General features: G+C 43.4%; 24 protein-coding genes and 2 tRNA genes. 22 read left to right on the top strand and 4 right to left on the bottom strand.

The window, feature by feature from the left end:
• Window positions 1-132 precede the first annotated feature (132 nt).
• Both AABS66_RS05990 and metC read left to right on the top strand, forming a co-directional pair.
• Window positions 133-1,419: an amino acid permease gene (locus tag AABS66_RS05990; RefSeq protein WP_206083209.1), complete on the top strand. Its 1,287-nt coding sequence runs from the start codon at window positions 133-135 to the stop codon at window positions 1,417-1,419.
• A 25-nt stretch (window positions 1,420-1,444) separates the two neighbouring features.
• Window positions 1,445-2,617, top strand: coding sequence for a cystathionine beta-lyase (gene metC, locus AABS66_RS05995; protein WP_206083211.1), 1,173 nt, complete (start codon window positions 1,445-1,447; stop codon window positions 2,615-2,617).
• Between the two features lie 88 nt (window positions 2,618-2,705).
• Here the strand turns inward: metC and AABS66_RS06000 are convergent, their stop codons facing one another.
• Window positions 2,706-2,978: a helix-turn-helix domain-containing protein gene (locus tag AABS66_RS06000; protein WP_206083213.1), complete on the bottom strand. Its 273-nt coding sequence runs from the start codon at window positions 2,976-2,978 to the stop codon at window positions 2,706-2,708.
• A 514-nt stretch (window positions 2,979-3,492) separates the two neighbouring features.
• On the opposite strand from AABS66_RS06000, the gene AABS66_RS06005 reads away from it, so the two are divergent.
• On the top strand, window positions 3,493-3,855 hold the full coding sequence (locus tag AABS66_RS06005; RefSeq protein WP_206083215.1) for a DNA-binding protein: 363 nt from the start codon (window positions 3,493-3,495) through the stop codon (window positions 3,853-3,855).
• Between the two features lie 119 nt (window positions 3,856-3,974).
• Window positions 3,975-4,337: a DNA-binding protein gene (locus tag AABS66_RS06010; protein ID WP_206083217.1), complete on the top strand. Its 363-nt coding sequence runs from the start codon at window positions 3,975-3,977 to the stop codon at window positions 4,335-4,337.
• 34 nt (window positions 4,338-4,371) lie between these two features.
• Here AABS66_RS06010 and ispB read toward each other — a convergent pair whose 3' ends face one another.
• The gene (ispB, locus tag AABS66_RS06015; protein WP_206083219.1) at window positions 4,372-5,343 is read right to left on the bottom strand and encodes an octaprenyl diphosphate synthase; all 972 of its coding nucleotides are present in this window, start codon (window positions 5,341-5,343) and stop codon (window positions 4,372-4,374) included.
• A 335-nt stretch (window positions 5,344-5,678) separates the two neighbouring features.
• Here ispB and rplU point away from each other — a divergent pair, with 335 nt between their 5' ends.
• The 3 genes from rplU (at window position 5,679) to cgtA (ending at window position 7,604) form a co-directional block, all read left to right on the top strand.
• The gene (rplU, locus tag AABS66_RS06020) at window positions 5,679-5,987 is read left to right on the top strand and encodes a 50S ribosomal protein L21 (protein ID WP_004905925.1); all 309 of its coding nucleotides are present in this window, start codon (window positions 5,679-5,681) and stop codon (window positions 5,985-5,987) included.
• Between the two features lie 19 nt (window positions 5,988-6,006).
• Window positions 6,007-6,264 (top strand): 50S ribosomal protein L27, encoded by a 258-nt coding sequence (gene rpmA / locus AABS66_RS06025; protein WP_004905922.1) that lies wholly within the window; start codon window positions 6,007-6,009, stop codon window positions 6,262-6,264.
• Window positions 6,265-6,428: 164 nt separating this feature from the next.
• The gene (gene cgtA / locus AABS66_RS06030; RefSeq protein ID WP_206083221.1) at window positions 6,429-7,604 is read left to right on the top strand and encodes an Obg family GTPase CgtA; all 1,176 of its coding nucleotides are present in this window, start codon (window positions 6,429-6,431) and stop codon (window positions 7,602-7,604) included.
• Window positions 7,605-7,664: 60 nt separating this feature from the next.
• On the opposite strand, the gene dacB is transcribed toward cgtA, so the two are convergent.
• Entirely contained in the window at window positions 7,665-9,113 is a 1,449-nt protein-coding gene (dacB, locus tag AABS66_RS06035) for a serine-type D-Ala-D-Ala carboxypeptidase (RefSeq protein ID WP_206083223.1), read from the bottom strand.
• Between the two features lie 244 nt (window positions 9,114-9,357).
• On the opposite strand from dacB, the gene greA reads away from it, so the two are divergent.
• Window positions 9,358-9,834 carry a transcription elongation factor GreA gene (gene greA, locus AABS66_RS06040; protein WP_206083224.1) on the top strand — a complete coding sequence of 159 codons (477 nt, stop codon included), beginning with the start codon at window positions 9,358-9,360 and terminating at the stop codon, window positions 9,832-9,834.
• 118 nt (window positions 9,835-9,952) lie between these two features.
• Here greA and yhbY read toward each other — a convergent pair whose 3' ends face one another.
• Complete coding sequence (gene yhbY, locus AABS66_RS06045) at window positions 9,953-10,246, bottom strand: ribosome assembly RNA-binding protein YhbY (protein ID WP_047755891.1); 294 nt, start codon at window positions 10,244-10,246, stop codon at window positions 9,953-9,955.
• A 135-nt stretch (window positions 10,247-10,381) separates the two neighbouring features.
• On the opposite strand from yhbY, the gene rlmE reads away from it, so the two are divergent.
• From rlmE to pnp, 14 genes are all read left to right on the top strand, one after another.
• The gene (rlmE, locus tag AABS66_RS06050; RefSeq protein ID WP_004905912.1) at window positions 10,382-11,011 is read left to right on the top strand and encodes a 23S rRNA (uridine(2552)-2'-O)-methyltransferase RlmE; all 630 of its coding nucleotides are present in this window, start codon (window positions 10,382-10,384) and stop codon (window positions 11,009-11,011) included.
• 57 nt (window positions 11,012-11,068) lie between these two features.
• Window positions 11,069-13,054: an ATP-dependent zinc metalloprotease FtsH gene (gene ftsH / locus AABS66_RS06055; RefSeq protein WP_206083779.1), complete on the top strand. Its 1,986-nt coding sequence runs from the start codon at window positions 11,069-11,071 to the stop codon at window positions 13,052-13,054.
• 66 nt (window positions 13,055-13,120) lie between these two features.
• Window positions 13,121-13,957: a dihydropteroate synthase gene (folP, locus tag AABS66_RS06060; protein WP_206083225.1), complete on the top strand. Its 837-nt coding sequence runs from the start codon at window positions 13,121-13,123 to the stop codon at window positions 13,955-13,957.
• Between the two features lie 4 nt (window positions 13,958-13,961).
• On the top strand, window positions 13,962-15,299 hold the full coding sequence (gene glmM, locus AABS66_RS06065) for a phosphoglucosamine mutase (RefSeq protein WP_206083226.1): 1,338 nt from the start codon (window positions 13,962-13,964) through the stop codon (window positions 15,297-15,299).
• A gap of 220 nt (window positions 15,300-15,519) precedes the next feature.
• Window positions 15,520-15,864, top strand: a complete 345-nt coding sequence (gene secG, locus AABS66_RS06070) for a preprotein translocase subunit SecG (RefSeq protein ID WP_206083227.1) — start codon at window positions 15,520-15,522, stop codon at window positions 15,862-15,864.
• 115 nt (window positions 15,865-15,979) lie between these two features.
• Window positions 15,980-16,069: transfer RNA gene (locus AABS66_RS06075), tRNA-Leu, on the top strand.
• A gap of 59 nt (window positions 16,070-16,128) precedes the next feature.
• Window positions 16,129-16,205: transfer RNA gene (locus AABS66_RS06080), tRNA-Met, on the top strand.
• A gap of 260 nt (window positions 16,206-16,465) precedes the next feature.
• The gene (gene rimP / locus AABS66_RS06085; RefSeq protein WP_206083228.1) at window positions 16,466-16,918 is read left to right on the top strand and encodes a ribosome maturation factor RimP; all 453 of its coding nucleotides are present in this window, start codon (window positions 16,466-16,468) and stop codon (window positions 16,916-16,918) included.
• Window positions 16,919-16,941: 23 nt separating this feature from the next.
• A complete protein-coding gene (gene nusA, locus AABS66_RS06090; RefSeq protein ID WP_206083229.1) occupies window positions 16,942-18,450 on the top strand; it encodes a transcription termination factor NusA in 1,509 nt (502 codons plus the stop codon).
• 23 nt (window positions 18,451-18,473) lie between these two features.
• Window positions 18,474-21,212, top strand: coding sequence for a translation initiation factor IF-2 (gene infB / locus AABS66_RS06095; protein WP_206083231.1), 2,739 nt, complete (start codon window positions 18,474-18,476; stop codon window positions 21,210-21,212).
• A gap of 86 nt (window positions 21,213-21,298) precedes the next feature.
• Window positions 21,299-21,709: a 30S ribosome-binding factor RbfA gene (rbfA, locus tag AABS66_RS06100; RefSeq protein ID WP_047755882.1), complete on the top strand. Its 411-nt coding sequence runs from the start codon at window positions 21,299-21,301 to the stop codon at window positions 21,707-21,709.
• Window positions 21,709-22,662: a tRNA pseudouridine(55) synthase TruB gene (gene truB / locus AABS66_RS06105; RefSeq protein ID WP_206083233.1), complete on the top strand. Its 954-nt coding sequence runs from the start codon at window positions 21,709-21,711 to the stop codon at window positions 22,660-22,662. The genes rbfA and truB overlap by 1 nt, the downstream gene beginning before the upstream one ends.
• Before the next feature lie 112 nt (window positions 22,663-22,774).
• A complete protein-coding gene (gene rpsO, locus AABS66_RS06110; protein ID WP_004905890.1) occupies window positions 22,775-23,044 on the top strand; it encodes a 30S ribosomal protein S15 in 270 nt (89 codons plus the stop codon).
• A 275-nt stretch (window positions 23,045-23,319) separates the two neighbouring features.
• Window positions 23,320-25,446 carry a polyribonucleotide nucleotidyltransferase gene (gene pnp, locus AABS66_RS06115; protein ID WP_206083235.1) on the top strand — a complete coding sequence of 709 codons (2,127 nt, stop codon included), beginning with the start codon at window positions 23,320-23,322 and terminating at the stop codon, window positions 25,444-25,446.
• Window positions 25,447-25,474 lie beyond the last annotated feature (28 nt).

The raw sequence follows: 25,474 nt of genomic DNA on the forward strand, positions 1-25,474 counted from the left end.
ATTGTGAATTTATCGCAGTTTGCTCGAGCCACACCAGTATTAAAAAACGGCGATAATGAAAAATTAACGCCTACAAATAATGTTGTTCCTAACTTTTTTAATAATTAAATCTATAACGTTGAGGAATAGACTATGTCTAATAGTATTCAGGCAAGTGCAGGTAATCCTATTGATACCAAAAAGATCCCTTTTACAAAATATGATGTAGGTTGGGTGATTTTATGTATCGGGATGGCGATTGGCTCAGGAATTGTATTTATGCCTGTGCAAATTGGTATTAAAGGCATCTGGGTGTTTATTGCCGCAACCATGCTTTCTTATCCAGCCATTTATTGGTTACAAAATTTATATCTTAGAACGCTATCTGAATCTGAAGAATGTAATGATTATGCGAGTGTTATTACGCAATACTTGGGTAAAAATTGGGGGATAGCATTAGGGATAGCTTACTTTTTAATGCTATTGCACGGTATGTTTTCTTATTCATTAGCCGTGACCTTTGACAGCGCCTCGTATATTAAAACCTTTGGATTAACCGAAGGGTTATTATCTGACTCTATTTGGTATGGGTTGATTATTATTTCCGTATTGGTCGCGATAGCGGCGCAAGGAGAGAGGCTACTGTTTAAAGTGTCAGGCCCAATGGTTATTGTGAAATTTGGGATTATTGTGCTGCTTGGTGTTGTCATGGTGCCATATTGGAACTTTGCGAATATCACTGCCTTTCCTGATTTTCTCCCATTTATGCGAGATGTTTTCTTAACATTACCATTTACATTGTTTTCTATTTTATTTGTGCAAATTTTGAGCCCAATGAATATTGCTTATCGTAAGTTAGAAAGCGATAAACGCATTGCGACTTACCGTGCAATACGGGCTAACCGCGTTGCCTATATTATTTTAGCCGTCGCCGTATTATTCTTTGCATTTTCGTTTACCTTTTCAATTAGCCATGAACAAGCGGTATCCGCTTTCGAGCAGAATATTTCTGCATTAGCGATTGCTGCGCAGGTGATACCAGGTGCTGTGGTGAAAGTGATGACGGCATTATTGAATATTTTTGCAATCTTAACGGCATTCTTAGGGATTTACTTGGGCTTCCAAGAAGCGATAAAAGGCATTGTGGTGAATATTCTCACTCGATTCATGCCTGAAGAGCGCATTAACCAAACGGTACTGCACTATGGCGTATGCTTAGGCGTGATTATCGCACTGTGGTTCTGGGTTTCAACACGATTCTCAATCCTGTTTTTTATGCAGTTAGGTGGTCCATTGTTTGGTATCGTTTCTTGTTTGATCCCATGTTATCTGGTTTACAAAGTCCCAGCACTGCACAAATTTAAAGGCCCAACAGTGTGGTTTATCATTTTCTTTGGTGTGCTGTTGTGTCTGTCACCATTCTTTAAGTTTTTCGAATAAATAATGATGTTGATGAGAGGATCTCATGAAGAAAAAAGCAGTTTCTGAGTTTCATGTTGATACACAAGTGACCCAGCTTGGAAGAGACCCTGCGAAGCAATCAGGGTTCGTGAATGCCCCAGTTTATCGTGGTTCGACGGTGGTGTTCCCAACGGTTGATGCCTTAATCAACGATAGAGCCGAATTTAACTACGGTACAGCGGGCACGCCAACCATTAAGCAACTTGAACAGGCGTGGTCTGTTCTCGCAGGGGCAGAGGGGACGGTGTTGTCACCGTCAGGATTAGGAGCAATAGTCCTAGCCTTGTTAACGACACTGAAATCGGGTGATCACTTACTGATGCCAGACAGTGTTTATCGGCCAACCCGTAAGTTTTGCCACGGGTTATTGGATAAAATGGGGATTGAGACCACTTATTACGATCCGATGATCGGTACAGAGATTGAAACACTTGTGCAGCCAAATACCAGCACCATTTTTTTAGAGTCTCCAGGTTCTCAAAGTTTTGAAATTCAAGATGTTCCTGCGATTGTTGATGTTGCGAAACGGCATAATATTGCCACCATCATCGATAACACATGGGCAACACCGTTGTTTTTTAAAGCGCATGAACTGGGCTGTGATATTTCACTCGAAGCAGGAACAAAATATTTAGGTGGCCACTCTGATTTGCTGATGGGGATTGTGTCTGCAAATCAAGCATGGTGGCCAAAACTACGTGAAACTTATGACTACATGGCGATGTTGCCTGGAGCGGAAGACTGTTTTCTGGCTTTACGTGGTATGAGAACGTTGCCTATTCGCTTAAAAGAAGCCCAAGAAAGAGCGCTAAATATTGCCCACTGGTTACAGCAACGCCCTGAAGTTATTCGAATTTTACACCCCGCATTTCCTGATTGTCCTGGGCATGAAATATGGAAAAGGGACTTTACAGGGTCATCAGGGTTATTTTCCATCGTGTTAGACCCGAAATACACCCAGACTGATATTGCGAACATGTTAGATGGGCTATCCATTTTTGGTATGGGCTACTCATGGGGTGGTTTTGAAAGCTTAATTATTCCATTTAATTGCGCTGAATACCGTACAGTCACACATTGGGAGCCAGGTGGCCCAACACTGCGACTTCAGATTGGTTTAGAAAATCTGGATGATTTAAAGCAGGATCTGTCTGACGGTTTTGCGCGTATGAAATAATATTTTCTTTATTGAGTAATGATAAAAAGATAAAGCCGTGGATCAATAAAGTTATTATTCACGGCTTTATAACTATTTTCATTCGATTTTAATCTTCCATTGGTGTTTTTTCTCTCACTTTCCTTTCTAATAAATTACCTGTTATCGGGTCGTAATATCGGCTTGGCCAGATTTCAGATGGGTGAATTCCTAAAAAATTGGCAATAATCCATTCTCCTTTAGGCCATGGACGTGAAAGGGCATTCGCGAGAGTTGAAGAGCTCAGCCCTGCTTCACGTGAAATAGCAGCAAGTGTTGTTCCACGCTTACGTAATGCTGCGATGATGTCTGCTGGGTGCCAGTCTGACTTCCGTAAAATCATTTTTTAGTCCTTTTTTCATTCAGAATCATGTAGAGTTAATGGTACGAGTAACGGGATATTGTGATACATTCAATACAATCTCCCTGTTATTGGAAATAAAATAACAGAAATTTTCCAAAATAATTTCTGGTTTTTTCTAAAAATTCTATTTTATGAAACTATCGTGGTTTTTGTGAAATTAAATGGAAAGTTAGAATTAATAACTGTGAATTAAGATAAAACTTTGAAAATAAAACTAACTCTTTCGAGTTAGTATTGGGAATGGCGTATTTACTGTTACCCGTTACTTGTATTGGTAATATATCTAAATTACTCAACAAAATTACTTAAATTATTAGCGAGTAAATTATTTAATTGTCTGTTATTAAAAGAAATTAAAATGCAAATAACATATATGATTTGTATATTATTATTTCCTGTTATTAATAAAATGAATGATTTAACTGTTTTTAAGAAAGTATAGATAGTTTTCAGCAACTGAAAGTGCGTTGTCATCAGGACTAGGAGGGTCAGTATGTACAAGGAATGGCTAACAGCAAAAGAGTTAGTTGGGTTGCAAGGGCTTCCAATGACGACTCAGGGTATTAATGCCATGGCTAGGCGTGAAAATTGGACTTGCCGCAAAAGGAAAGGTATCCAAGGAAAAGCGTTGGAATACCACATTAGTTCGATATCGATAGATATTTTTGACGGTCAATTTGTTAGCGAAGCATTGCCAAGCTATCAGGTAAAACGAAATGACAATTCGTTTATTTGGCAAGAAGCTTATAACCAACTCTCTAATGATGAGCGTGAGGTGATCTTGGCATTCATTATACGGGAAGGGGCTTTAGCACTAATTGATTTAATTAATAAAAAGTCGTTTACAAATACTTAAGTTGTGAATAATTAATTATATAAAAATAATATTATATTCAGTCTAAATCTTTTTTAACAGATGACGATTCGGTAAAGCTGCAATAGCAGGTTTCATAATATAAGCGTGAAAGTGAAGATATGAAAAAATTGTGGTTCACTGCGAAAGAGCTCGCAGGGCTAGAAGGACTGCCAACCTCGCCACAGGGTGTTAACCTGATGGCAAGAAGAGAGGGCTGGAAACATCGGCGAAAGCGAGGTGTCCAAGGTAAAGCTGTTGAATATTATATTGAAAGCCTACCAGGAGAGATCCAAGGCCAATTAAGCTTATGCGAGCCGTCAGTGCCTTATCAAAGCCAAAGAACAGATGCATTACAGATCTGGTCAGAAGCTTATTATCAACTGACAGAGACTGAACGTAATAAAATCGTAAAATACATTTTGCGTTATGGTCTATCTTCACTACTTGCACAGATAGCTGAAGACGAAAAAGGGGAAAAATAATTTTCCCCTTTTCTTAAACAGCCTATAGCGAGTTTTAGGAATGACGTTGGATGGCGATGTGAGCAAGTCCAATTAAAGCTTCTTTATAAATAGAATCATCAATGACATTTAGCGCATTAATCGCTTTTTGTACTTCTTCTTGTGCACGAATATAAGTGTACTCAAGTGAGCCACAGCGCTTCATCGTTGCTAAAACGGTCTCTAACAAATGGCGGCCGTTACCTTGTTCTATCGCTTGGCGAATCAATGCTGATTCTTCTTCATTCCCATTTTGCATGGCGTGAAGAAGAGGAAGCGTGGGCTTACCTTCATCAAGGTCATCACCTGTATTTTTGCCTAACTGGGCGTTATTAGCATCGTAATCCAGTAAATCATCGATCAGCTGGAAGGCTGTGCCGATATAACGACCATAATCTTGTAATGCCTTTTCTTGCTCAGGTGTTGCATTCGCTAAAATAGCAGATGCATGAGCCGCTGCTTCAAACAAACGTGCTGTTTTGCTGTAGATCACCTGCATATAGTTTTCTTCAGTAATATTAGGATCATTGCAGTTCATGAGTTGTAAAACTTCACCTTCTGCAATCACGTTAGTGGCTTCGGACATGAGTTTAAGGACTCGCATCGAATCAAGATCCGTCATCATTTGGAAGGATCGTGTATAAATAAAGTCACCCACCAATACACTTGCAGCGTTACCAAACACGGCATTTGCGGTTTGTTTTCCACGACGCATGTCCGATTCATCAACAACATCATCATGCAATAATGTTGCGGTATGGATGAACTCGATCAATGCCGCGACTTGGGTATGTTTATGCCCCGCGTAGCCTAAGGATCTTCCTGCCAGTATCGCGATCATTGGGCGGATCCTTTTGCCTCCACCACTGACAATGTAATAACCAAGCTGGTTAATTAGTGCAACATCTGAATTCAATTGACTGAGGATGGCTTTGTTTACTGCTGACATATCCTCAGTTGTTAGTTCAATAATAGATTCTAAATTCATCGTAATTTATTCATATTATTAGTTTTTGGTTCATTCCCTGAATAACAAAATGGGAGACCGAATAGAACACTTATACCATTAGCATAACATTATTAATAATAAGATTATCAGGTGTGATGCAAAAAATGTTTAAATAAGTAACAATTTGAGTAATTAGTACCAAATCAGTACTAAAAAGAGGTTGTTGAGAAAAAAGTCGTATTTTTTGTCATCTAACCGCATTATTGGCTTGTGTTCTGATGCTTTTTTGCGTAGAATTCGCGCCCTATTGTGAATATTTTATAGCGTGCTCTGGAATTGAAATATTTAGCGAGTACGCGGAAAGCGGAGTTAATATGTACGCGGTTTTCCAAAGTGGTGGTAAACAACACCGAGTTAGCGAAGGTCAAACTGTCCGCCTAGAAAAGCTGGACATCGCAACAGGTGAAACTGTTGAATTTGATCAAGTTTTAATGGTTGCTAATGGCGATGAGATCCAAATCGGCGCTCCTGTCGTTGAAGGCGTTAAAGTGAAAGCGGAAGTGGTTGCACACGGTCGTGGCGAGAAAGTAAAAATCGTCAAATTCCGTCGTCGTAAACATAGCCGTAAACAACAGGGTCATCGTCAGTGGTTCACTGATGTTAAGATCACTGTCATCGCTTAAGATTTAGGAGAGCAGATTAATGGCACACAAAAAGGCTGGTGGTTCGACTCGTAACGGTCGTGACTCAGAAGCAAAACGTTTAGGTGTTAAGCGTTTTGGTGGTGAAGCTGTATTAGCAGGTAGCATCATCGTTCGTCAACGTGGTACTAAGTTCCACGCAGGTAACAACGTAGGTTGTGGCCGTGACCACACTCTGTTCGCATTAGCGGATGGTAAAGTGAAATTTGAAGTTAAAGGTCCTAACAATCGTAAATTTATCAGCATCGAAGCTGAATAAGTTTTCTGATCTTTAATTCAGACTTAAAGCCCTGCAAAACTTTTTGCGGGGCTTTTTATATTCAGATATTTGATCTTTAATGAACTACACACATATTAAAGATACACCATCTCTGAGTAGAACAGCCATCCAGCGTTATGCGGCTCAGAAGCGGAGAGAGAAATATGAAATTTGTAGATGAAGCCAAAATATTGGTCGTGGCAGGAGATGGTGGCAATGGTTGTGTCAGCTTCCGCCGTGAAAAATATATCCCGAAAGGGGGGCCAGACGGTGGTGACGGTGGCGATGGTGGGGATGTTTACTTACAAGCAGACGAAAACCTCAACACGTTAATCGATTACCGTTTTGAAAAATCATTCCGTGCAGAACGTGGTCAAAATGGCCAAAGCCGTGAATGTACAGGTAAACGTGGTCAAGATATCACAGTGAAGGTGCCCGTCGGTACGCGTGTACGCGATCTTGGCACTAATGAAGTACTTTGTGATATGACGCGCCATGAACAGCGCCACATGGTCGCTAAGGGCGGTTTCCATGGCCTTGGGAATACTCGCTTTAAATCATCAGTAAACCGTGCTCCACGCCAACGTACTATGGGTACGAAAGGTGAGACTCGCGAAATACTGTTAGAATTGATGCTGTTAGCAGATGTTGGGATGTTGGGAATGCCTAATGCAGGGAAGTCCACATTCATTCGTTCTGTCTCCGCGGCAAAACCAAAAGTGGCAGATTATCCGTTTACCACATTAGTACCAAGCCTAGGCGTGGTGCGTATGGACAACGAACAAAGCTTCGTTGTGGCGGATATTCCTGGGTTGATCGAAGGCGCTGCGGAAGGTGCAGGGCTTGGGATCCAATTCCTAAAACATTTAGAACGTTGCCGCGTCTTGCTGCACCTGATCGATATTTGCCCGATCGATGAGTCAGATCCTGTTGAAAATGCGCAGATCATCATCAGCGAATTAGAAAAATACAGTGAAAAATTGGCAGCGAAACCACGTTGGTTAGTCTTCAATAAGATTGATATCTTAGGCGAAGAAGAATCTGCAATACGTGCAGCCGAAATTGCCAAAGCAATGGGCTGGGAAGATAAATTCTACATGATTTCAGCGGTTAACCATGAAGGTGTGAAAGCACTGTGCTGGGATATCATGGAATTTATGAATACTCAACCTCGTGATATGGCAACGACTGAAGATGTCCAACAGCCAGAGAAAGTCGAGTTTATGTGGGATGATTACCACAAAGAGCAACTTTCAGGTGCTGAAGACGTTGACGATGACTGGGATGATGATTGGGATGAAGATGACGATGAAGGTGTCGAAATCATTTACCAAAAATAATTTATCTTAGAAATACAAAAAGGCGCAAAAGCGCCTTTTTTAATGAATGAAACTTAGCAATTAGTTGTTTTTATACAGGTCTTTATATAACCGGCTCTCGAAACGAACTAATGGTACTCGGCGGCTACGTTGCTGGCTTTGTGGAACCGCATAAGCAGAGATAAACTGCACAAATGCAACGCGTTGCCCGCTCGCGGTGGTAATAAAGCCTGCGAGGTTATACACCCCTTGTAATGCACCTGTTTTCGCTGAAACTTTTCCATTTACGCCTGCTTCATCGAAGCCTCCACGGTAGCGTAATGTGCCATCATGTCCAGCGAGAGGGAGCATGGAAATGAAATCAAGTTGTTGATCATTTTTGGCTATAAACTGAAGGATCTCCATCATCGTTGCTGGCGTGATCAAGTTATGGCGCGAAAGCCCAGATCCATCCACCATCACTGTATTACCAAGGTCGATCCCTGCCTTTTGTTTTAACACTTGTCTAACCGCATCGGATCCTGATCGCCATGTACCTGGAACGCCATAATATTCGCGACCAATCGTCCGAAAAACAGTATCGGCGATCATATTGTCAGATTTTTTAAGCATCACCTTGAGTAAATCATGAAGAGGCTTAGATTCCGTTTTAACCAACACTTGTGACTGTGTGGTTGGCTGCGTGCGTTTTTTCACATTACCAGTCAGTTCAATACCCGCAGTTTTTAATTCATTTTTGACAATTGCCCCTGAATAGCTCGCCCCATTTTGTACGGCAAAAGCAAGGGGAAGTGGTTCACTACGTTGAGTCAGGCAGCCTGTTAGTGTGTAGCGGTTTAACTCCCCAGGTACGACGTCCAACTCACAGTAGCGCGCCTCAGGTGAGCCTTTAGCGAGCGTTTTGACCTCACTAAACATATTCACAGGGTAAAAATTGGCAGTTTTGATAAACGCCATATCGCCAGCACGCTCAGCAGGGTAAAGGGAAACAGAAAAACAGTTTCGGTCAATAATTGCGGCTGCTGGAGGAGCACTAAAACATTGAGTCATATCATTCCACACCCAGCCAGGTGCTTTATCGTGGCTAGCGAATGCAGAAATATCGACAATTAAGTCCCCGTCAACTTTATGGATCCCAATTTGTTTCAATGCATTCGCCATATTGCGAATTTGTTGGCGGGTCAGTGTTGGGTCGCCACTAAAGCGAATGACTAAATCCCCCGACAATGTATTATTATTCAATTTGGCGCTGGTTTCGAAATTGGTGACAAAACGGTAATCAGGCCCTAATTGCAATAAGGCGGCGAGTGCAGTAACCACTTTTTGTGTACTTGCAGGGAGCGCCATTTGTTGTGCGTTATAATCAATTAATGGGGTGTTACTTCCCACTTTCTGCGCAACCAGAGCGAGGTTAGTGCCGTCTGGCAGGTGTTGCTTGTACTCATCAATGGGGATAGCAAGAACTTGACTACTGGCTAAGGTAATCCCGAAAGTGAGTATCCATTTTCTGGTTAAGTTAAGTAATGACATAGATTTCACGCATTAAAGTGGACATACTGCACATACTAAAGTGTAATGCCTTATAAAGTAAACGATGACCCGTTATTAAGTCTCAGTTAAAATAACGTACATTATGATAAGATAAATGAGTACATGAGTCTGATTGAGTTATTTACTTGGAGCCCCCTGGTATTCAGAGGTGCTCGGTGTACTGTTGTTACAAAATCAGGAAGATACTTGTTTTTAGATAGGATTGAAACCGAGGTATTTATTAATGAAACAGATCCCGATGACGGTATTTGGTGCGGACAAACTAAGAGAGGAACTTGAGTTCCTGAAATCGGTCCGCCGTCCAGAAATCATTGCGTCAATCGCTGAAGCGCGTGAACATGGTGATTTAAAAGAAAATGCGGAATATCATGCAGCTCGTGAGCAGCAAGGCTTTTGTGAAGGCCGTATTCAAGAAATCGAAGGGAAACTTTCACACGCACAAGTCATTGATGTGACCAAAATGGTCAACAATGGCCGTGTAATTTTCGGTGCAACAGTAACGGTATTGAATGTTGATACTGATGAAGAGCTGACGTATCGTATTGTGGGTGATGACGAAGCGGATATCAAAGTGAATTTAATTTCTGTTAACTCACCAATAGCGCGTGGTTTGGTTGGGAAAGAGGTCGATGACGTGGTCTCAATCAAAACCCCAGGCGGAGACGTTGAGTTCGAAATTCTTAAAGTTGAGTATATCTGATTCCTATTTCCCTGAATTAGCTATATTATTTCCCTGATTTAACGAAAAAGGCCGCAGGCGGCCTTTTTCTTCATATAAAACGTGCTTTCAATGGCATTTTTATATAAATGATGGGTTATTATTTAGGTAAAATGATTTTGCGATCTGCCGACGGGCGATAGATAACAAGAATTTTACCGATAATTTGTACATTTACTGCACCAGTTTCGCGAACAATCGCATCAGCGATCAAATTTTTAGTATCACGATCTTCGCCTGCGATTTTGACTTTGATAAGCTCATGATGTGCTAGTGAGATTTCAATCTCAGCCAAGACACCTTCGGTTAATCCGTTGTTGCCAATCATAACAACAGGGTTTAAGTGGTGAGCGAGACTTTTAAGGTGCTGAATTTGTTTTTTATTAAGATTCATCGATTTTTTGCTTGGTTAGTATTGAAAATGGCTTATTCTACCGCCATCTGATATCTATCACCATCAATTATATCTGTTCGATGGTAAAGAAGCAGCAATATCGTTGTAGATCTTTTAGTATAGTTGGAAAGCACAATGGCCAATAAAAAACGTTCGGCAAGCTCAAGTCGCTGGTTGCAAGAGCATTTTAGTGATAAATATGTTCAGCAAGCACAAAAGAAAGGGTTACGCTCACGTGCATGGTTTAAACTGGAGGAAATCCAGCAAGGTGATAAAATTTTTAAACCAGGTATGACCGTTGTTGATTTAGGTGCCGCCCCAGGGGGTTGGTCACAATACGTTGTTAGTCAAATAGGTCATAATGGTCGAGTGATTGCATGTGACTTATTACCGATGGACCCAATCGTTGGCGTGGATTTCCTTCAAGGGGATTTTCGTGACGAAGCAGTGCTCGCCGCTTTGCTCGAACGAGTTGGCGACAAAAAAGTACAGGTGGTCATGTCTGACATGGCGCCAAATATGAGTGGGACACCGGCTGTTGATATTCCTCGCTCTATGTATCTAGTTGAATTAGCATTGGATATGTGCCGTGCAGTATTGGCACCTGGAGGAAGTTTCATTGTCAAAGTGTTTCAGGGAGAAGGCTTTGATGACTACCTTAGGGATATCCGTTCCCTGTTTACGAAAGTAAAAGTTCGTAAACCTGAATCTTCGCGGGCTCGATCGCGTGAAGTATACATTGTAGCGACAGGACTAAAACTATAGTACCCTGAGCGTTATTTGTTAACACAGTTGTAATATGAGGTTAATCCCTTGAGTGACATGGCGAAAAACCTGATTCTCTGGTTAGTCATCGCAGTTGTTCTGATGTCCTTGTTCCAGAGTTTTGGCCCAAGCGATTCGAATAGTCGCAGAGTTGATTATTCTACGTTTATCAATGAGTTAGCCCAGGATCAGGTACGTGAAGTTCGTATCACAGGTCGTGAATTGAACGTCAGAAAGGCTGATAATAGCCGCTATACAACTTATCTTCCTATGCAGGACGAGAAGCTGTTAGACACCATGCTGAATAAGCATGTGACTGTCGTTGGTGAACCACCAGAAGAACCTAGCTTACTGACATCTATTTTCATTTCCTGGTTCCCAATGCTTCTGTTGATTGGTGTCTGGATTTTCTTTATGCGCCAAATGCAAGGTGGCGGCGGCAAAGGGGCAATGTCATTCGGCAAAAGTAAAGCCCGCATGCTGACAGAAGATCAGATCAAAACAACATTTGCAGACGTTGCTGGGTGTGACGAAGCCAAAGAAGAAGTGGGTGAGATAGTCGAGTTCCTGCGTGAACCCGCTCGCTTCCAAAAACTGGGTGGTAAAATTCCTAAAGGCGTCCTGATGGTAGGCCCTCCAGGTACAGGTAAAACCTTACTTGCGAAAGCTATCGCAGGCGAAGCAAAAGTGCCATTCTTCACTATTTCGGGGTCCGATTTCGTCGAAATGTTCGTGGGTGTGGGTGCTTCTCGTGTTCGTGATATGTTCGAACAAGCGAAAAAAGCAGCGCCTTGTATCATCTTTATTGATGAAATCGATGCCGTGGGTCGTCAACGTGGTGCTGGTTTAGGTGGTGGTCACGATGAGCGTGAACAAACCCTGAACCAGATGCTGGTTGAGATGGACGGCTTCGAAGGCAACGAAGGGATTATTGTTATCGCGGCAACTAACCGTGCAGACGTTCTTGACCCAGCGTTATTACGTCCAGGTCGTTTTGACCGTCAAGTTGTGGTTGGTTTACCAGACGTACGTGGCCGTGAACAAATTCTGAAAGTGCATATGCGTCGTGTGCCTATCGACCCAAGCGTAGACACATTCATTCTTGCGCGTGCAACACCAGGTTTCTCTGGTGCTGAATTAGCAAACTTAGTTAACGAAGCAGCTCTGTTTGCGGCTCGTGCAAATATGCGTGTCGTTTCCATGGTTGAATTTGAAAAAGCGCGTGACAAAATTTGGATGGGTGCAGAGCGTCGTTCTCTGATGATGACCGAAGAGCAAAAAGAATCAACGGCTTACCACGAAGGTGGCCATATGATTATCGGTCATTTGATGCCAGAACATGACCCTGTTCATAAAGTAACTATCGTTCCTCGTGGTCAAGCGTTAGGTGTGGCATTCTTCTTACCAGAAGGTGATGAAGTGAGCCGTAGCCGCTTGAAACTCGAAGGTATGATTGCAACAGCTTATGCAGGTCGTATTGCTGAAGAACTGATTTACGGTCGTGAAAAAGTCACCACAGGTGCTTCTTCCGATATTCAGTTTGCCACCAATACAGCACGTAACATGGTCACGCAGTGGGGCTTCTCAGACCGTTTAGGCCCAATGCAATACTCGAAAGAAGAAGGTCCTGCATTCTTAGGTCGTTCTTCTGGTAATGGTTCAGGAATTTCTGATGAAACAGCGCGTATTGTCGATGAAGAAATCAAGAAAATCTTAGATCACTGTTACCAATTGGCATACAAAACATTGGAAGACAATATTGATATTCTGCATGCAACGAAAGATGCATTACTGAAATATGAAACTATCGATATGCCAATGATTGATGATTTAATGAATCGTCGTCCAGTACGTGAACCTGCGGGTTGGGATGAGGACAAAAAAGTCAGCAATGTGACAGGAACATTTGGTAAAGGTCCATCAAATGTTGAGAAAACAGCTGAAAAACCTCAATCTGAAGAACCACAGAACAGTGCTGAAGAGCCAAGTAATAATTCTGGTGAATCAAACCCATCAGATAATAACGATAACAAGCCACAATAAGCTGTCGTTAAAATAAATCATAAAGCCCCAGTTCGCTGGGGTTTTTTTCGTTAAGGAAAAATAAATATGCATATCAAAGCCAGAGGCCGCCTCCTTGACTTATCTACTGTGCAAGTGATGGGGATTTTGAATGTTACTCCTGATTCATTTTCAGATGGTGGCACCCATAATCTTTATCATGATGCGCTAGAGCATGTTGCTAAAATGGTACAAGAAGGTGCAACGATTATCGATATCGGTGGCGAATCAACACGCCCTGGTGCCGCTGAGGTATCAGTGAATGAAGAATTAGACCGTGTTGTTCCTGTTGTGGAAGCCATTGCTAAGCAGTTTGATGTATGGATTTCTGTTGATACTTCGAAAGCGCAAGTCATGGCTGAAGCAGCAAAAGCAGGTATGCATATCATTAATGATATTCGTTCACTTCATGAACCAGACGCATTACGCGTGGCGGCGCAAACGGGGTTGCCCGTGTGCATTATGCATATGCAAGGTCAGCCAAGAACGATGCAAGAAGCACCTAATTATGAAAATGTGGTACACGAAGTACAAACCTATCTTGAAGGCGAAATTGCCCGTTGTATGGCCGCGGGAATTGAGCGGCAGCAAATAATCCTTGATCCAGGCTTTGGATTTGGGAAGAACTTGTCGCATAATTACCAATTATTGGCAAACTTAGAACAATTTCATAATTTCGGACTACCGCTATTGGCAGGGATGTCACGTAAATCTATGATTGGACAATTATTGAATGTTCCACCGCAAGAACGCCTCGCGGGCAGCCTCTCTTGTGCAGTGATTGCAGCAATGCAAGGGGCACATATCATTCGTGTCCATGATGTGAAAGAAACCGTACAAGCGATGCAAGTGGTACAGATGACTCTGTCAGAAAAGGAAAAATAAGCGTATGAGCTCTCGTAAATATTTTGGTACTGATGGTATTCGTGGCAAAGTGGGTGACAGCCCAATTACCCCTGATTTTGTTTTAAAATTAGGTTGGGCTGCAGGAAAAGTGCTAGCTCGTCACGGTTCACGTAAGATTATCATCGGTAAAGATACGCGTATTTCTGGCTATATGTTGGAGTCTTCCTTAGAAGCAGGTTTAGCTGCCGCGGGTTTATCGGCCTCTTTTACGGGTCCAATGCCAACCCCTGCTGTTGCTTATTTGACTCGTACTTTCCGCGCTGAAGCGGGGATTGTTATTTCGGCTTCTCATAATCCTTATTATGATAATGGCATTAAATTTTTCTCTATTGATGGGACAAAACTTCCTGATGAAGTAGAGGAAGCTATTGAAGCCGAAATGGAAAAACCGATTACTTGTGTTGAATCTGCCGAATTAGGCCGTGCAAACCGTATCGTGGATGCGGCGGGGCGTTACATCGAATTCTGTAAAGGGACGTTCCCGAACGAACAAAGTCTCTCTAGCTTAAAAATTGTCATCGACTGCGCAAATGGGGCGACTTACCATATTGCACCAAACGTATTTCGCGAATTAGGTGCTGAAGTAATCACGATTGGTTGCGATCCAAACGGTATCAATATCAACGAAGAATGTGGTGCAACAGATGTTCGCCAGTTGCAACAAAAAGTGTTAGAAGAAAAAGCCCATGTTGGCTTAGCGTTTGATGGTGATGGTGACCGTATTATTATGGTTGACCACCTCGGCGAAAAAGTTGATGGCGACCAGATCCTCTTTATTGTTGCTCGTGAAGCACTACGCCAAGGCCAGTTAAAAGGTGGGGTAGTCGGAACCTTAATGAGTAATATGGGGTTAGAAATCGCCCTGAAACAGCTTGGCATTCCATTTGAACGTGCAAAAGTGGGTGACCGCTATGTACTCGAAAAACTACAGGAAAAAGGCTGGCGCATGGGGGCTGAAAACTCAGGCCACGTGATTTTGCTGGATAAAACGACTACAGGTGACGGGATCGTTGCGGGTTTACAGGTGCTGAGCGCCATGGTTCGCAATCATATGAGCCTTCACGACTTGTGCAGCGGTATGAAATTATTGCCACAGGTGTTAGTCAACGTACGCTTTAAAGGTAAGCACGATCCTTTGCAAAGTGATGCCGTGGTTGCTGCTAATGAAGAAGTTGAAAAACAATTGGCAGGCAAAGGCCGTGTATTGCTGAGAAAATCAGGAACTGAACCGTTAATTCGCGTCATGGTTGAAGGCGAAAATGAAGCTGATGTCACTGCGATGGCAAATCGTATTGCTGATGCGGTAAAAGCGGCAGGTTAATTGCGGTTAAGTTAGGTTGAGTAATATTTCACTGATTTGTTGTTTTTTTCTGCAAATAAGCAAATGAGCTCAAAATAGACTTGCTTGTCGGCTCAGCTTTGGTTAGTATTCGCACCTGCTCAATCCTGTAAGGGCTTTCCTTTATCGCAGTGAATGAGTAGGTGTGCAGTAATAGAGGTCATAGCAAAGGCTATGCACCGCAACTGAATAGGTAACTCAAATGTACGTAGCTCTTTTAATTATCCTCTTGATAGCAGCTATCAGCCTGATTAGTCTGATTATGTTACAGCAAGGTAAAGGTGCTGACATGGGTGCATCATTCGGTGCGGGCGCTTCTGCAACACTGTTTGGTTCATCGGGTTCAGGTAACTTCATGACCCGTATGACTGGAATCTTGGCTGCTGTGTTTTTCATCGTCAGTTTAATACTTGGCAACATGACTGCGAATAAGTATGGAACTGGTAGTGGTAGTAAGTGGGAAAACATTAGTGAACCTACAAAAGTCGAGCAACCAACAGACGTTCCGGCAGCACCAGCTACACCAACGAGCGACATTCCTCGTTAAGTGTTAAAGATTCCGAATGAAGGCAATTATGCCATCATTAAGCAGTAAACTCAGAAATGAGTAAGAAGTTAAAAATTTGAGGTTATTGATGTCCCATTGGTAACCTCGCCTCAGTGCCGAGGTGGTGAAATTGGTATACACGCTACCTTGAGGTGGTAGTGCCTACAAAACGGGCGTACGGGTTCAAGTCCCGTCCTCGGCACCATTATTTTAGATAGCTTGTGATTTACAGGTTATCTGTGTAGAATATGTCACGTTTTCGAACGCGGGATGGAGCAGCTTGGTAGCTCGTCGGGCTCATAACCCGAAGGTCGTTGGTTCAAATCCAGCTCCCGCAACCATTTCTTATTTAACATACCTTGTTAGTATCATAGTCAATAACAGTTATCCGATGTAGTCATCATGCAGTAATAAGGTTTATTATCAAACCTAGCGCTCAAATTTCTCATCGATTTCTCTAGACTTTAAAGGTATAATAAGAACATGGTGAACCCGTGCACTACAGGGTCCAGTTACAAAAGCCCCGAATTTCGGGGTTTTTTGTTATTTGACAATCGAATTAACTGGGCTATATGCCCTTTTTTTATGTCTGGGGGTGGGCTTGTCCACATTAGAACAGAAATTAACAGAGATGATTTCAGCACCGGTGGAGGCACTAGGCTTTGAATTTGTTGGCTTAGAGTTTGTCCGTGGTCGCACATCGACACTGCGTGTCTTCATCGATAGTGAAGAAGGCATCACTGTTGATGATTGTGCTGATGTCAGCCATCAGGTGAGTGCGGTATTGGACGTCGAAGACCCAATTTCCGTGATTTATAACCTGGAAATATCGTCACCAGGGCTTGAACGCCCATTATTCACCGTTGCTCACTATGAGCGTTTTATCGGTGAAGAGGTTGCTCTGGCTTTACGTATAGCGATGCAGAACCGCCGTAGATGGCAAGGTATTATCAAATCCGTAGACGGTGAAATGATTACGGTTACTGTAGATGGTAAGGATGAGGTGTTCGCCCTCGGCAACATCCAGAAAGCTAACTTGGTACCCCACTTTTAATAAAGTTCAATGAGGCAACTAGGATGAATAAAGAAATTCTGGCTGTTGTAGAAGCGGTTTCTAACGAAAAATCCCTCCCTCGTGAAAAAATCTTCGAGGCTCTGGAAACTGCATTAGCGACGGCGACCAAAAAGAAATACGAGCAAGAAATCGATGTCCGTGTTGAAATTGACCGTAAATCAGGTGATTTCGACACTTTCCGTCGTTGGTTAATTGTTGATGAAGTGACAATGCCAACGCGTGAAATCACGTTAGAGGCAGCACAATTTGAAGATCCAGAACTGCAATTAGGCGGTTATGTTGAAGATCAAATTGAATCTGTTGTGTTCGACCGTATTACGACGCAAACAGCAAAACAAGTTATCGTACAGAAAGTACGTGAAGCAGAACGTGCGATGGTTGTTGACCAATTCCGTGAGCATCAAGGTGAAATCATCACCGCTCAAGTGAAGAAAGTTAACCGTGAAAACATCACATTAGACTTAGGTAACAATGCTGAAGCGGTTATTTTGCGTGAAGATATGTTGCCACGTGAAAACTTCCGTCCAGGTGACCGCATCCGCGGAGTCCTGTATGATGTACGTCCTGAAGCTCGTGGCGCACAACTTTTCGTTACGCGTTCTCGCCCTGAAATGCTGGTTGAATTATTCCGTATTGAAGTGCCAGAAATTGGCGAAGAAATTATTGAAATTAAAGCTGCCGCGCGTGATCCAGGTTCTCGTGCCAAAATCGCAGTAAAAACCAACGATAAGCGTATTGACCCAGTGGGTGCTTGTGTTGGTATGCGTGGTGCGCGAGTTCAAGCCGTTTCAAGTGAATTAGGCGGCGAGAGAATTGATATTGTGTTATGGGATGATAACCCAGCTCAATTCGTTATTAATGCAATGGCTCCGGCTGATGTTGCATCTATCGTAGTCGATGAAGACAAATGTACGATGGATGTTGCCGTAGAAAGCAGCAACTTAGCCCAAGCAATTGGACGTAACGGACAAAACGTGCGTTTAGCGGCTCAGTTACTGAAGAAACACCGTGGTGATGACAAATGGGAACTCAACGTCATGACCGCAGAAGAGCTGCAAGCAAAACATCAGGCAGAAGCACACGCTTCTATTGACACATTCACCAAGCATCTTGATATTGATGAAGAGTTCGCCACTGCACTTGTTGAAGAAGGCTTCTCGACGTTAGAAGAACTGGCTTACGTGCCTATTAATGAACTTCTGGAAATTGACGGTCTTGATGAAGATACCGTTGAAGTTCTACGTGAAAGAGCGAAAGCGGCCCTCACCACCATTGAATTGGCTCAAAAAGAGAGTCTTGGTGATAATCAGCCAGCAGAAGAATTGTTGAATCTTGAAGGTATGGATCGTACTCTGGCCTATAATTTGGCAACTCGTGGTATCTGTACACTGGAAGATCTTGCTGAGCAGGGCATCGACGACCTGATTGATATTGAAGGTCTGGATAATGAGAAAGCAGGTACGCTCATTATGGCCGCACGTAATATTTGCTGGTTCGGTAACGATGCGTAAACACTGTAGCAGGAAGGAACGGCATGACAGAAACTGTAAAATCATTGGCAACGGAAATTCAAACTACTGCTGATCGCCTGGTACAGCAATTTGCTGAAGCAGGGATCACAAAAAGTGAGAATGACTCTGTTAGTCAGTCTGAAAAAGAAGCTTTACTGAACCACTTAAACCGTGAACAAGGCGGAGCAGCGGGTCAGCCAAGCAAATTGACACTACAGCGTAAAACTCGTAGTACGCTGAGCGTCCCCGTCACCGGTGGCAAAAGCAAATCGGTAAATGTTGAAGTCCGCAAAAAACGCACTTATGTGAACCGTGATGCTGAAGAAGCTAAAGCGGAAGAACAGGCGCAGCGTGAAGCGGAAGAGCAGGCACAGCGCGAAGCTGAAGAACTGGCACAACGTGAAGCACAAGCTAAACGTTTAGCAGAAGAGACTGCAAAACGCGAAGCGGATGAATTGGCAAAACGTGACGCCCAAGAGAAAGCAAAACGTGAAGCAGCAGATAAAGCGACGCGCGAAGTAGCGGAAAGAGAAAAAGTGAAACCAAGCGAAAATCAACAAAAAGCAGGCAAAGCGCCAGAAAGCAATGCCGACAAACAACGCCGTGAAGCCGAAGCTGCGGAATTAAAACGCAAAGCGGAAGAAGAAACTCAGCGTAAAGTTGAAGCAGAAGCGCGCCGCGTTGCTGAAGAAGCTCGTAAAATGGCTGAAGAAAACGGCGAAAAATGGACGGCTGAAACGAAAACTGAAGAAGACAGTGATTATCACACAACCACCTCTACGCACGCTCGTGCCGCAGAAGATGAAAGTGATGAGAAAGAAGAAGGCCGTCGTTCACGTAACCGTACAGCGAAAGCACCTCGTCAGAAAAAAGGTAACAAACTTTCTGAGAAAGCTGATCGCGAAGAAGAGCGTGCAGCAGGTCGTTCTGGTCGTACGAAAGGTAAACAGCGTAAAGGGAGTTCTTTACAGCAAAGCTTTACTAAACCAGCCGCTGCCGTAAACCGCGATGTCATTATCGGTGAAACCATCACTGTTGGCGAATTGGCTAACAAAATGGCGGTTAAAGGTTCTCAAGTCATCAAAACGATGATGAAGATGGGTGCAATGGCAACCATCAACCAAGTTATTGACCAAGAAACTGCACAATTAGTGGCAGAAGAAATGGGTCATAAAGTTATTCTGCGTCGTGAGAACGAGTTAGAAGAATCGGTAATGAATGACCGTGACACTGGCTCTGCGGCACAAGAACCACGTGCACCCGTTGTGACCATCATGGGTCACGTTGACCACGGTAAAACCTCTTTACTTGACTACATTCGTTCAACGAAAGTGGCATCAGGTGAAGCGGGTGGTATTACTCAGCACATTGGTGCTTACCACGTTCAAACTGACAAAGGTATGATTACCTTCCTAGACACCCCAGGTCACGCCGCGTTTACATCTATGCGTGCTCGTGGTGCTCAGGCAACAGATATCGTTGTTCTGGTTGTTGCAGCGGACGATGGCGTAATGCCACAAACTATCGAAGCTATCCAACACGCGAAAGCAGCGGGTGTGCCGATCGTTGTTGCTGTGAACAAAATTGATAAGCCAGAAGCTGATATTGACCGCGTAAGAAATGAACTGTCTCAGTACGGTGTTATTTCTGAAGAGTGGGGCGGCGACACTCAATTTATCGGTGTCTCTGCGAAAGTGGGTACTGGTATTGACGATTTACTTGATGCGCTGTTACTGCAAGCAGAAGTTTTAGAGCTGAAAGCGGTTTATACAGGCATGGCAAGCGGTGTGGTTGTTGAGTCATACTTAGACAAAGGTCGTGGCCCAGTGGCAACAATCCTTGTTCAAGAAGGGACTCTGAATAAAGGTGACATCGTACTTTGTGGATTTGAATATGGCCGTATTCGTGCAATGCGCAACGAACTCGGTAAAGATGTTCAATCTGCAGGTCCATCAATGCCTGTTGAGATTTTAGGTCTGTCTAGCGTTCCTTCTGCTGGTGACGAAGCGACTGTTGTTCGTGACGAGAAAAAAGCGCGTGAAGTTGCTCTGTATCGTCAAGGTAAATTCCGTGATGTTAAATTAGCACGTCAGCAGAAATCTAAACTGGAAAACATGTTTGCTAACATGGAAGATGGTAAAGTTTCTGAACTGAACATCGTACTGAAAACGGATGTTCAAGGTACGTGTGAAGCGATCACTGACTCTCTGATGAAACTGTCAACAGATGAAGTTAAAGTGAAAATCATCGGTTCTGGCGTTGGTGGTATCACCGAAACAGATGCAACACTGGCTGCGGCATCTAATGCAATTATCCTTGGCTTTAACGTTCGTGCAGATGCATCGGCTCGTCGCGTCATCGAAAGTGAAAGCGTTGATTTACGTTACTACTCCGTCATCTATAGTCTGATTGATGAAATCAAACAAGCGATGAGCGGTATGCTGGCGCCTGAATACAAACAGCAAATCATTGGACTTGCAGAAGTTCGTGATGTGTTTAAATCACCGAAGTTTGGTGCAGTTGCTGGTTGTATGGTTACAGAAGGTACCATTAAACGTAACAACCCAATCCGTGTCCTGCGTGATAACGTGGTTATCTACGAAGGTGAGTTAGAATCTCTGCGTCGCTTTAAAGATGATGTCAGTGAGGTTCGTAACGGTATGGAATGTGGTATCGGCGTTAAGAACTACAACGACGTCCGCGTCGGCGATATGATCGAAGTCTTCGAAGTCATTGAAGTTAAACGTTCTATCGACGGTTAATTTTGTGAGAGCCCACGAAGTATCGTGACTACAAAATAGTGTTAATAAGGGGGCGATTGCCCCCTTTATTGTCAGGAGACATAACGATGGCAAAAGAATTCAGTCGTTCTCAGCGCGTTGCGCAAGAGATGCAAAAAGAAATTGCGATCATTTTACAACGTGAGATTAAAGACCCACGTATTGGCATGGCGACCGTTTCAGGTGTCGAATTATCTCGCGACCTTGCATACGGTAAAGTCTTTGTCACTTTCTTCAATATCGCTAATGATAAAAGCGAAGAGGAAATGGTGGCAGATGGTATTAAAGCATTAAATGAAGCCGCTGGTTTTATTCGTTCGTTAATTGGGAAAGCAATGCGCTTACGTATTATTCCTGAATTAACGTTTGAATATGACAACTCCCTTGTTGATGGCATGCGGATGTCTAATTTAGTGTCAAACGTGATCCGTGATGATGAAAAACGTCGTGCGGATGTTAGTGATAAAGAGGAAAAATAATGGGGCGTCGTCGTAGCGGCCGTAATATTGACGGCGTAGTGCTGCTGGATAAACCCACGGATATTTCTTCAAATGATGCGCTGCAAAAAGTGCGGCGCTTTTTTAATGCTAACAAGGCTGGACACACGGGGGCACTAGACCCACTTGCGACAGGTATGCTGCCTGTTTGCCTTGGTGAAGCAACGAAATTTTCCCAATTTTTACTCGATTCAGATAAGCGTTATCGCGTGATTGCTCGTCTTGGGCAACGTACTGACACGTCGGATTCACACGGCGAAATTATCAGTGAGCGTAACGTAGAGTTTACACAGCAGCAACTGGATGATGCCTTAGAATTTTTCCGTGGTGATACATTGCAAGTTCCTTCAATGTATTCGGCGTTGAAACACCAAGGTCGTCCATTATATGAATATGCACGTAAAGGCATTACTGTCGAACGTGAAGCGCGTCCAATTACCGTCTATGAATTACTGTTTATTCGTTTAGAAAATAATGAGTTAGAACTTGAAGTTCATTGTTCGAAAGGCACGTATATTCGCACTATCATTGATGATTTAGGTGAGATGTTAGGTTGTGGTGCGCATGTCACTTATTTGCGTCGATTACAAGTGGCGAACTACCCTTACGAACGCATGGTGACATTAGAACAATTGGCGGCATTGAGAGCGAAAGTGGATGCAGAAGAAGGGTCATTTGAATCCTTGCTGGATGCCTTATTGCTACCGATGGATACCGCAGTTGTTCATTTTCCCGCGGTGAATATTACAGAGGAAACAGCGGCTTATTTCAAGCAGGGGCAACCTGTGCGAGCTGCAGTTCAAGGCCTTGAAGCTGGTTGCATGATTCGTGTCACCTGTGGTGAAGAGCAACGGTTTATTGGTATTGCGCTTATCAGCGAAGATGGCCGCCTTGCACCGAAGCGTTTGGTCGTGGAAAATGAACAATCCGCATAGTGGCTCTTATTGCTTTGCGGCGTTAAGCAGCGTAGAATAGCGGCGCTTAATCTTGAGATGCTAAATTAGAGATTGGCTCTCATCACTTACATTAATCATTTTGGAGTTTATTATGTCTCTAAGTAATGAAGCGAAAGCTAAAATCGTTGCTGAGTTCGGCCGCGGTGAAAATGACACTGGTTCAAGCGAAGTTCAAATCGCTCTGCTGACTGCACAAATCAACCACCTGCAAAGCCACTTTGCAGAGCACAAAAAAGATCACCACAGCCGTCGTGGTCTGCTGCGTATGGTTGCTCAGCGTCGTCGCTTACAAGCTTACTTGAAAGGTAAAGATATCGCACGCTACACAGCTCTGATCGAGCGTCTGGGTCTGCGTCGTTAATCTTGTCAGTTTCAGAGGAAAGGGGCCAAATGGCCCCTTTTCTTCTAAAAGTTATTTTGAAAGTTGAAGTAATACTCGAATTGTACTTAACTTAAATGTTAAGCTATAAGTCGTAATTAACTGTTTTAGTATGCCTCTTCGCTACATCCGATTCGCGCGGCTAATGAGAACATTGATGACTGGAATATCAATCTTCTCATTAGTCGCGAGGCTGTAGGAAGAATAAGCCAATGCTACCCGAGATGCTCAGGTAGCCTTACAAAAAGGGTATTATTGTGTTAAATCCTATTGTTCGTAAATTCCAGTACGGTCAACATACCGTCTCGATTGAAACAGGCATGATTGCTCGTCAAGCATCAGCCGCAGTTATGGTTAACATGGATGACACCGCAGTATTTGTGACTGCCGTGGCACAGAAAAAAGTTAAAGAAGGCCAAGATTTCTTCCCTTTAACGGTTAACTATCAAGAGCGTACTTACGCTGCCGGCCGTATCCCAGGGAGTTTCTTCCGCCGTGAAGGTCGTCCTGGTGAAGGTGAAACGTTAATCGCTCGTTTGATTGACCGTCCACTGCGTCCTCTGTTTCCAGAAGGTTTCTTGAACGAAATCCAAATTATTGCAACCGTTGTGTCTGTTAATCCACAAGTTAACCCAGATATCGTTGCGATGATCGGTGCATCTGCAGTATTAGCACTGTCAGGTGTTCCATTCAATGGCCCAATCGGTGCTGCGCGTGTTGGTTTTATCGATGACCAATATGTTCTGAACCCAACGGCTGATGAACTGAAAAAAAGCCGCTTAGATTTAGTCGTTGCAGGTACTGACAACGCAGTATTGATGGTTGAATCTGAAGCTGAGCTGTTAAGTGAAGAGCAAATGTTAGGTGCAGTGGTATTTGGCCATGACCAACAGCAAGTTGTTATTCAGAACATCAATGAATTAGTTAAAGAAGCGGGCAAAGAGAAATGGGATTGGCAGCCAGAGCCAGTTAACCAAGCCCTGCATGATCGCGTGGCTGCATTAGCAGAAAGCCGCATGGGTGATGCTTATCGTATCACTGAGAAACAAGAACGTTACGCACAAGTTGATTTAATCAAAGAAGAAGTCACTGCAGTATTAGTTGCGGAAGACGAAAACGTTGATGTATCTGAAGTGTCAGATATTTTAGCTAACTTAGAAAAGCAAGTTGTTCGAACTCGTGTTATCCGTGGTGAGCCGCGTATCGATGGTCGTGAGAAAGACATGGTTCGTGCACTGGACGTTCGTACGGGTGTTTTACCACGTACTCACGGTTCCGCACTGTTTACGCGTGGTGAAACTCAGGCGCTGGTAACGGCAACTCTGGGTACTGAACGTGATGCGCAAGTTATCGACCAATTAATGGGCGAATACACTGATCGCTTCTTGTTCCACTACAACTTCCCTCCATACTCTGTTGGTGAAACAGGCATGGTAGGTTCACCTAAACGTCGTGAAATCGGTCATGGTCGTTTAGCGAAGCGTGGTGTGTTAGCGGTGATGCCAGATCACGCTGATTTCCCATACACAGTCCGTGTTGTTTCTGAAATTACTGAATCCAATGGTTCATCATCAATGGCGTCTGTTTGTGGTGCATCATTAGCACTGATGGATGCAGGTGTACCAATCAAAGCCGCTGTTGCTGGTATTGCAATGGGCCTGGTGAAAGAAGGTGACGATTTCGTTGTTCTGTCTGACATCTTAGGTGACGAAGACCACCTAGGTGATATGGACTTTAAAGTTGCAGGTAGCCGTGAAGGTATCAGTGCACTGCAAATGGACATCAAAATCGAAGGTATCACACGTGAAATCATGCAAGTTGCTCTGAACCAAGCAAAAGGTGCGCGTCTGCACATTCTTGGTACAATGGAACAAGCGATTAATGGTCCACGTGAAGAAATCTCTGAATTTGCACCACGCATTTATACAATCAAAATTAATGCAGACAAAATCAAAGATGTCATCGGTAAAGGTGGTTCAGTGATCCGTGCATTAACGGAAGAAACTGGCACAACGATTGAAATCGAAGATGATGGTACTGTGAAGATTGCAGCAACTGATGGCCTGAAAGCGAAAGAAGCAATTCGTCGTATTGAAGACATCACCGCTGAAGTTGAAGTCGGTCGCATTTACCCAGGTAAAGTGACGCGTATCGTTGATTTCGGTGCATTTGTTGCAATCGGTGGCGGTAAAGAAGGTTTGGTACATATTTCTCAAATCGCGGATAAACGCGTAGAGAAAGTGACTGATTACCTGCAAATGGGTCAAGAAGTTCCTGTTAAGGTATTAGAAATCGACCGTCAAGGCCGTATTCGCCTGAGCATGAAAGAAGCCGTTGCACCAACTGAAGAGTCAGGTGCACAGCCACAGGACTCAGCAGAGTAAGCTGACCTAAAAAACAGCACCCTACATT

This window comes from Providencia sp. SP181 (assembly GCF_050446505.1).
GTDB classification, from domain to species: domain Bacteria; phylum Pseudomonadota; class Gammaproteobacteria; order Enterobacterales; family Enterobacteriaceae; genus Providencia; species Providencia vermicola.

Excerpts from the sequence above, each read along its gene's own strand:
- AABS66_RS05990 (WP_206083209.1), top strand. The coding sequence starts at position 133 with ATGTCTAATAGTATTCAGGCAAGTGCAGGTAATCCTATTGATACCAAA.
- metC (WP_206083211.1), top strand. The coding sequence starts at position 1,445 with ATGAAGAAAAAAGCAGTTTCTGAGTTTCATGTTGATACACAAGTGACC.
- AABS66_RS06000 (WP_206083213.1), bottom strand. The coding sequence starts at position 2,978 with ATGATTTTACGGAAGTCAGACTGGCACCCAGCAGACATCATCGCAGCA.
- AABS66_RS06005 (WP_206083215.1), top strand. The coding sequence starts at position 3,493 with ATGTACAAGGAATGGCTAACAGCAAAAGAGTTAGTTGGGTTGCAAGGG.
- AABS66_RS06010 (WP_206083217.1), top strand. The coding sequence starts at position 3,975 with ATGAAAAAATTGTGGTTCACTGCGAAAGAGCTCGCAGGGCTAGAAGGA.
- ispB (WP_206083219.1), bottom strand. The coding sequence starts at position 5,343 with ATGAATTTAGAATCTATTATTGAACTAACAACTGAGGATATGTCAGCA.
- rplU (WP_004905925.1), top strand. The coding sequence starts at position 5,679 with ATGTACGCGGTTTTCCAAAGTGGTGGTAAACAACACCGAGTTAGCGAA.
- rpmA (WP_004905922.1), top strand. The coding sequence starts at position 6,007 with ATGGCACACAAAAAGGCTGGTGGTTCGACTCGTAACGGTCGTGACTCA.
- cgtA (WP_206083221.1), top strand. The coding sequence starts at position 6,429 with ATGAAATTTGTAGATGAAGCCAAAATATTGGTCGTGGCAGGAGATGGT.
- dacB (WP_206083223.1), bottom strand. The coding sequence starts at position 9,113 with ATGTCATTACTTAACTTAACCAGAAAATGGATACTCACTTTCGGGATT.
- greA (WP_206083224.1), top strand. The coding sequence starts at position 9,358 with ATGAAACAGATCCCGATGACGGTATTTGGTGCGGACAAACTAAGAGAG.
- yhbY (WP_047755891.1), bottom strand. The coding sequence starts at position 10,246 with ATGAATCTTAATAAAAAACAAATTCAGCACCTTAAAAGTCTCGCTCAC.
- rlmE (WP_004905912.1), top strand. The coding sequence starts at position 10,382 with ATGGCCAATAAAAAACGTTCGGCAAGCTCAAGTCGCTGGTTGCAAGAG.
- ftsH (WP_206083779.1), top strand. The coding sequence starts at position 11,069 with ATGGCGAAAAACCTGATTCTCTGGTTAGTCATCGCAGTTGTTCTGATG.
- folP (WP_206083225.1), top strand. The coding sequence starts at position 13,121 with ATGCATATCAAAGCCAGAGGCCGCCTCCTTGACTTATCTACTGTGCAA.
- glmM (WP_206083226.1), top strand. The coding sequence starts at position 13,962 with ATGAGCTCTCGTAAATATTTTGGTACTGATGGTATTCGTGGCAAAGTG.
- secG (WP_206083227.1), top strand. The coding sequence starts at position 15,520 with ATGTACGTAGCTCTTTTAATTATCCTCTTGATAGCAGCTATCAGCCTG.
- nusA (WP_206083229.1), top strand. The coding sequence starts at position 16,942 with ATGAATAAAGAAATTCTGGCTGTTGTAGAAGCGGTTTCTAACGAAAAA.
- infB (WP_206083231.1), top strand. The coding sequence starts at position 18,474 with ATGACAGAAACTGTAAAATCATTGGCAACGGAAATTCAAACTACTGCT.
- rbfA (WP_047755882.1), top strand. The coding sequence starts at position 21,299 with ATGGCAAAAGAATTCAGTCGTTCTCAGCGCGTTGCGCAAGAGATGCAA.
- truB (WP_206083233.1), top strand. The coding sequence starts at position 21,709 with ATGGGGCGTCGTCGTAGCGGCCGTAATATTGACGGCGTAGTGCTGCTG.
- rpsO (WP_004905890.1), top strand. The coding sequence starts at position 22,775 with ATGTCTCTAAGTAATGAAGCGAAAGCTAAAATCGTTGCTGAGTTCGGC.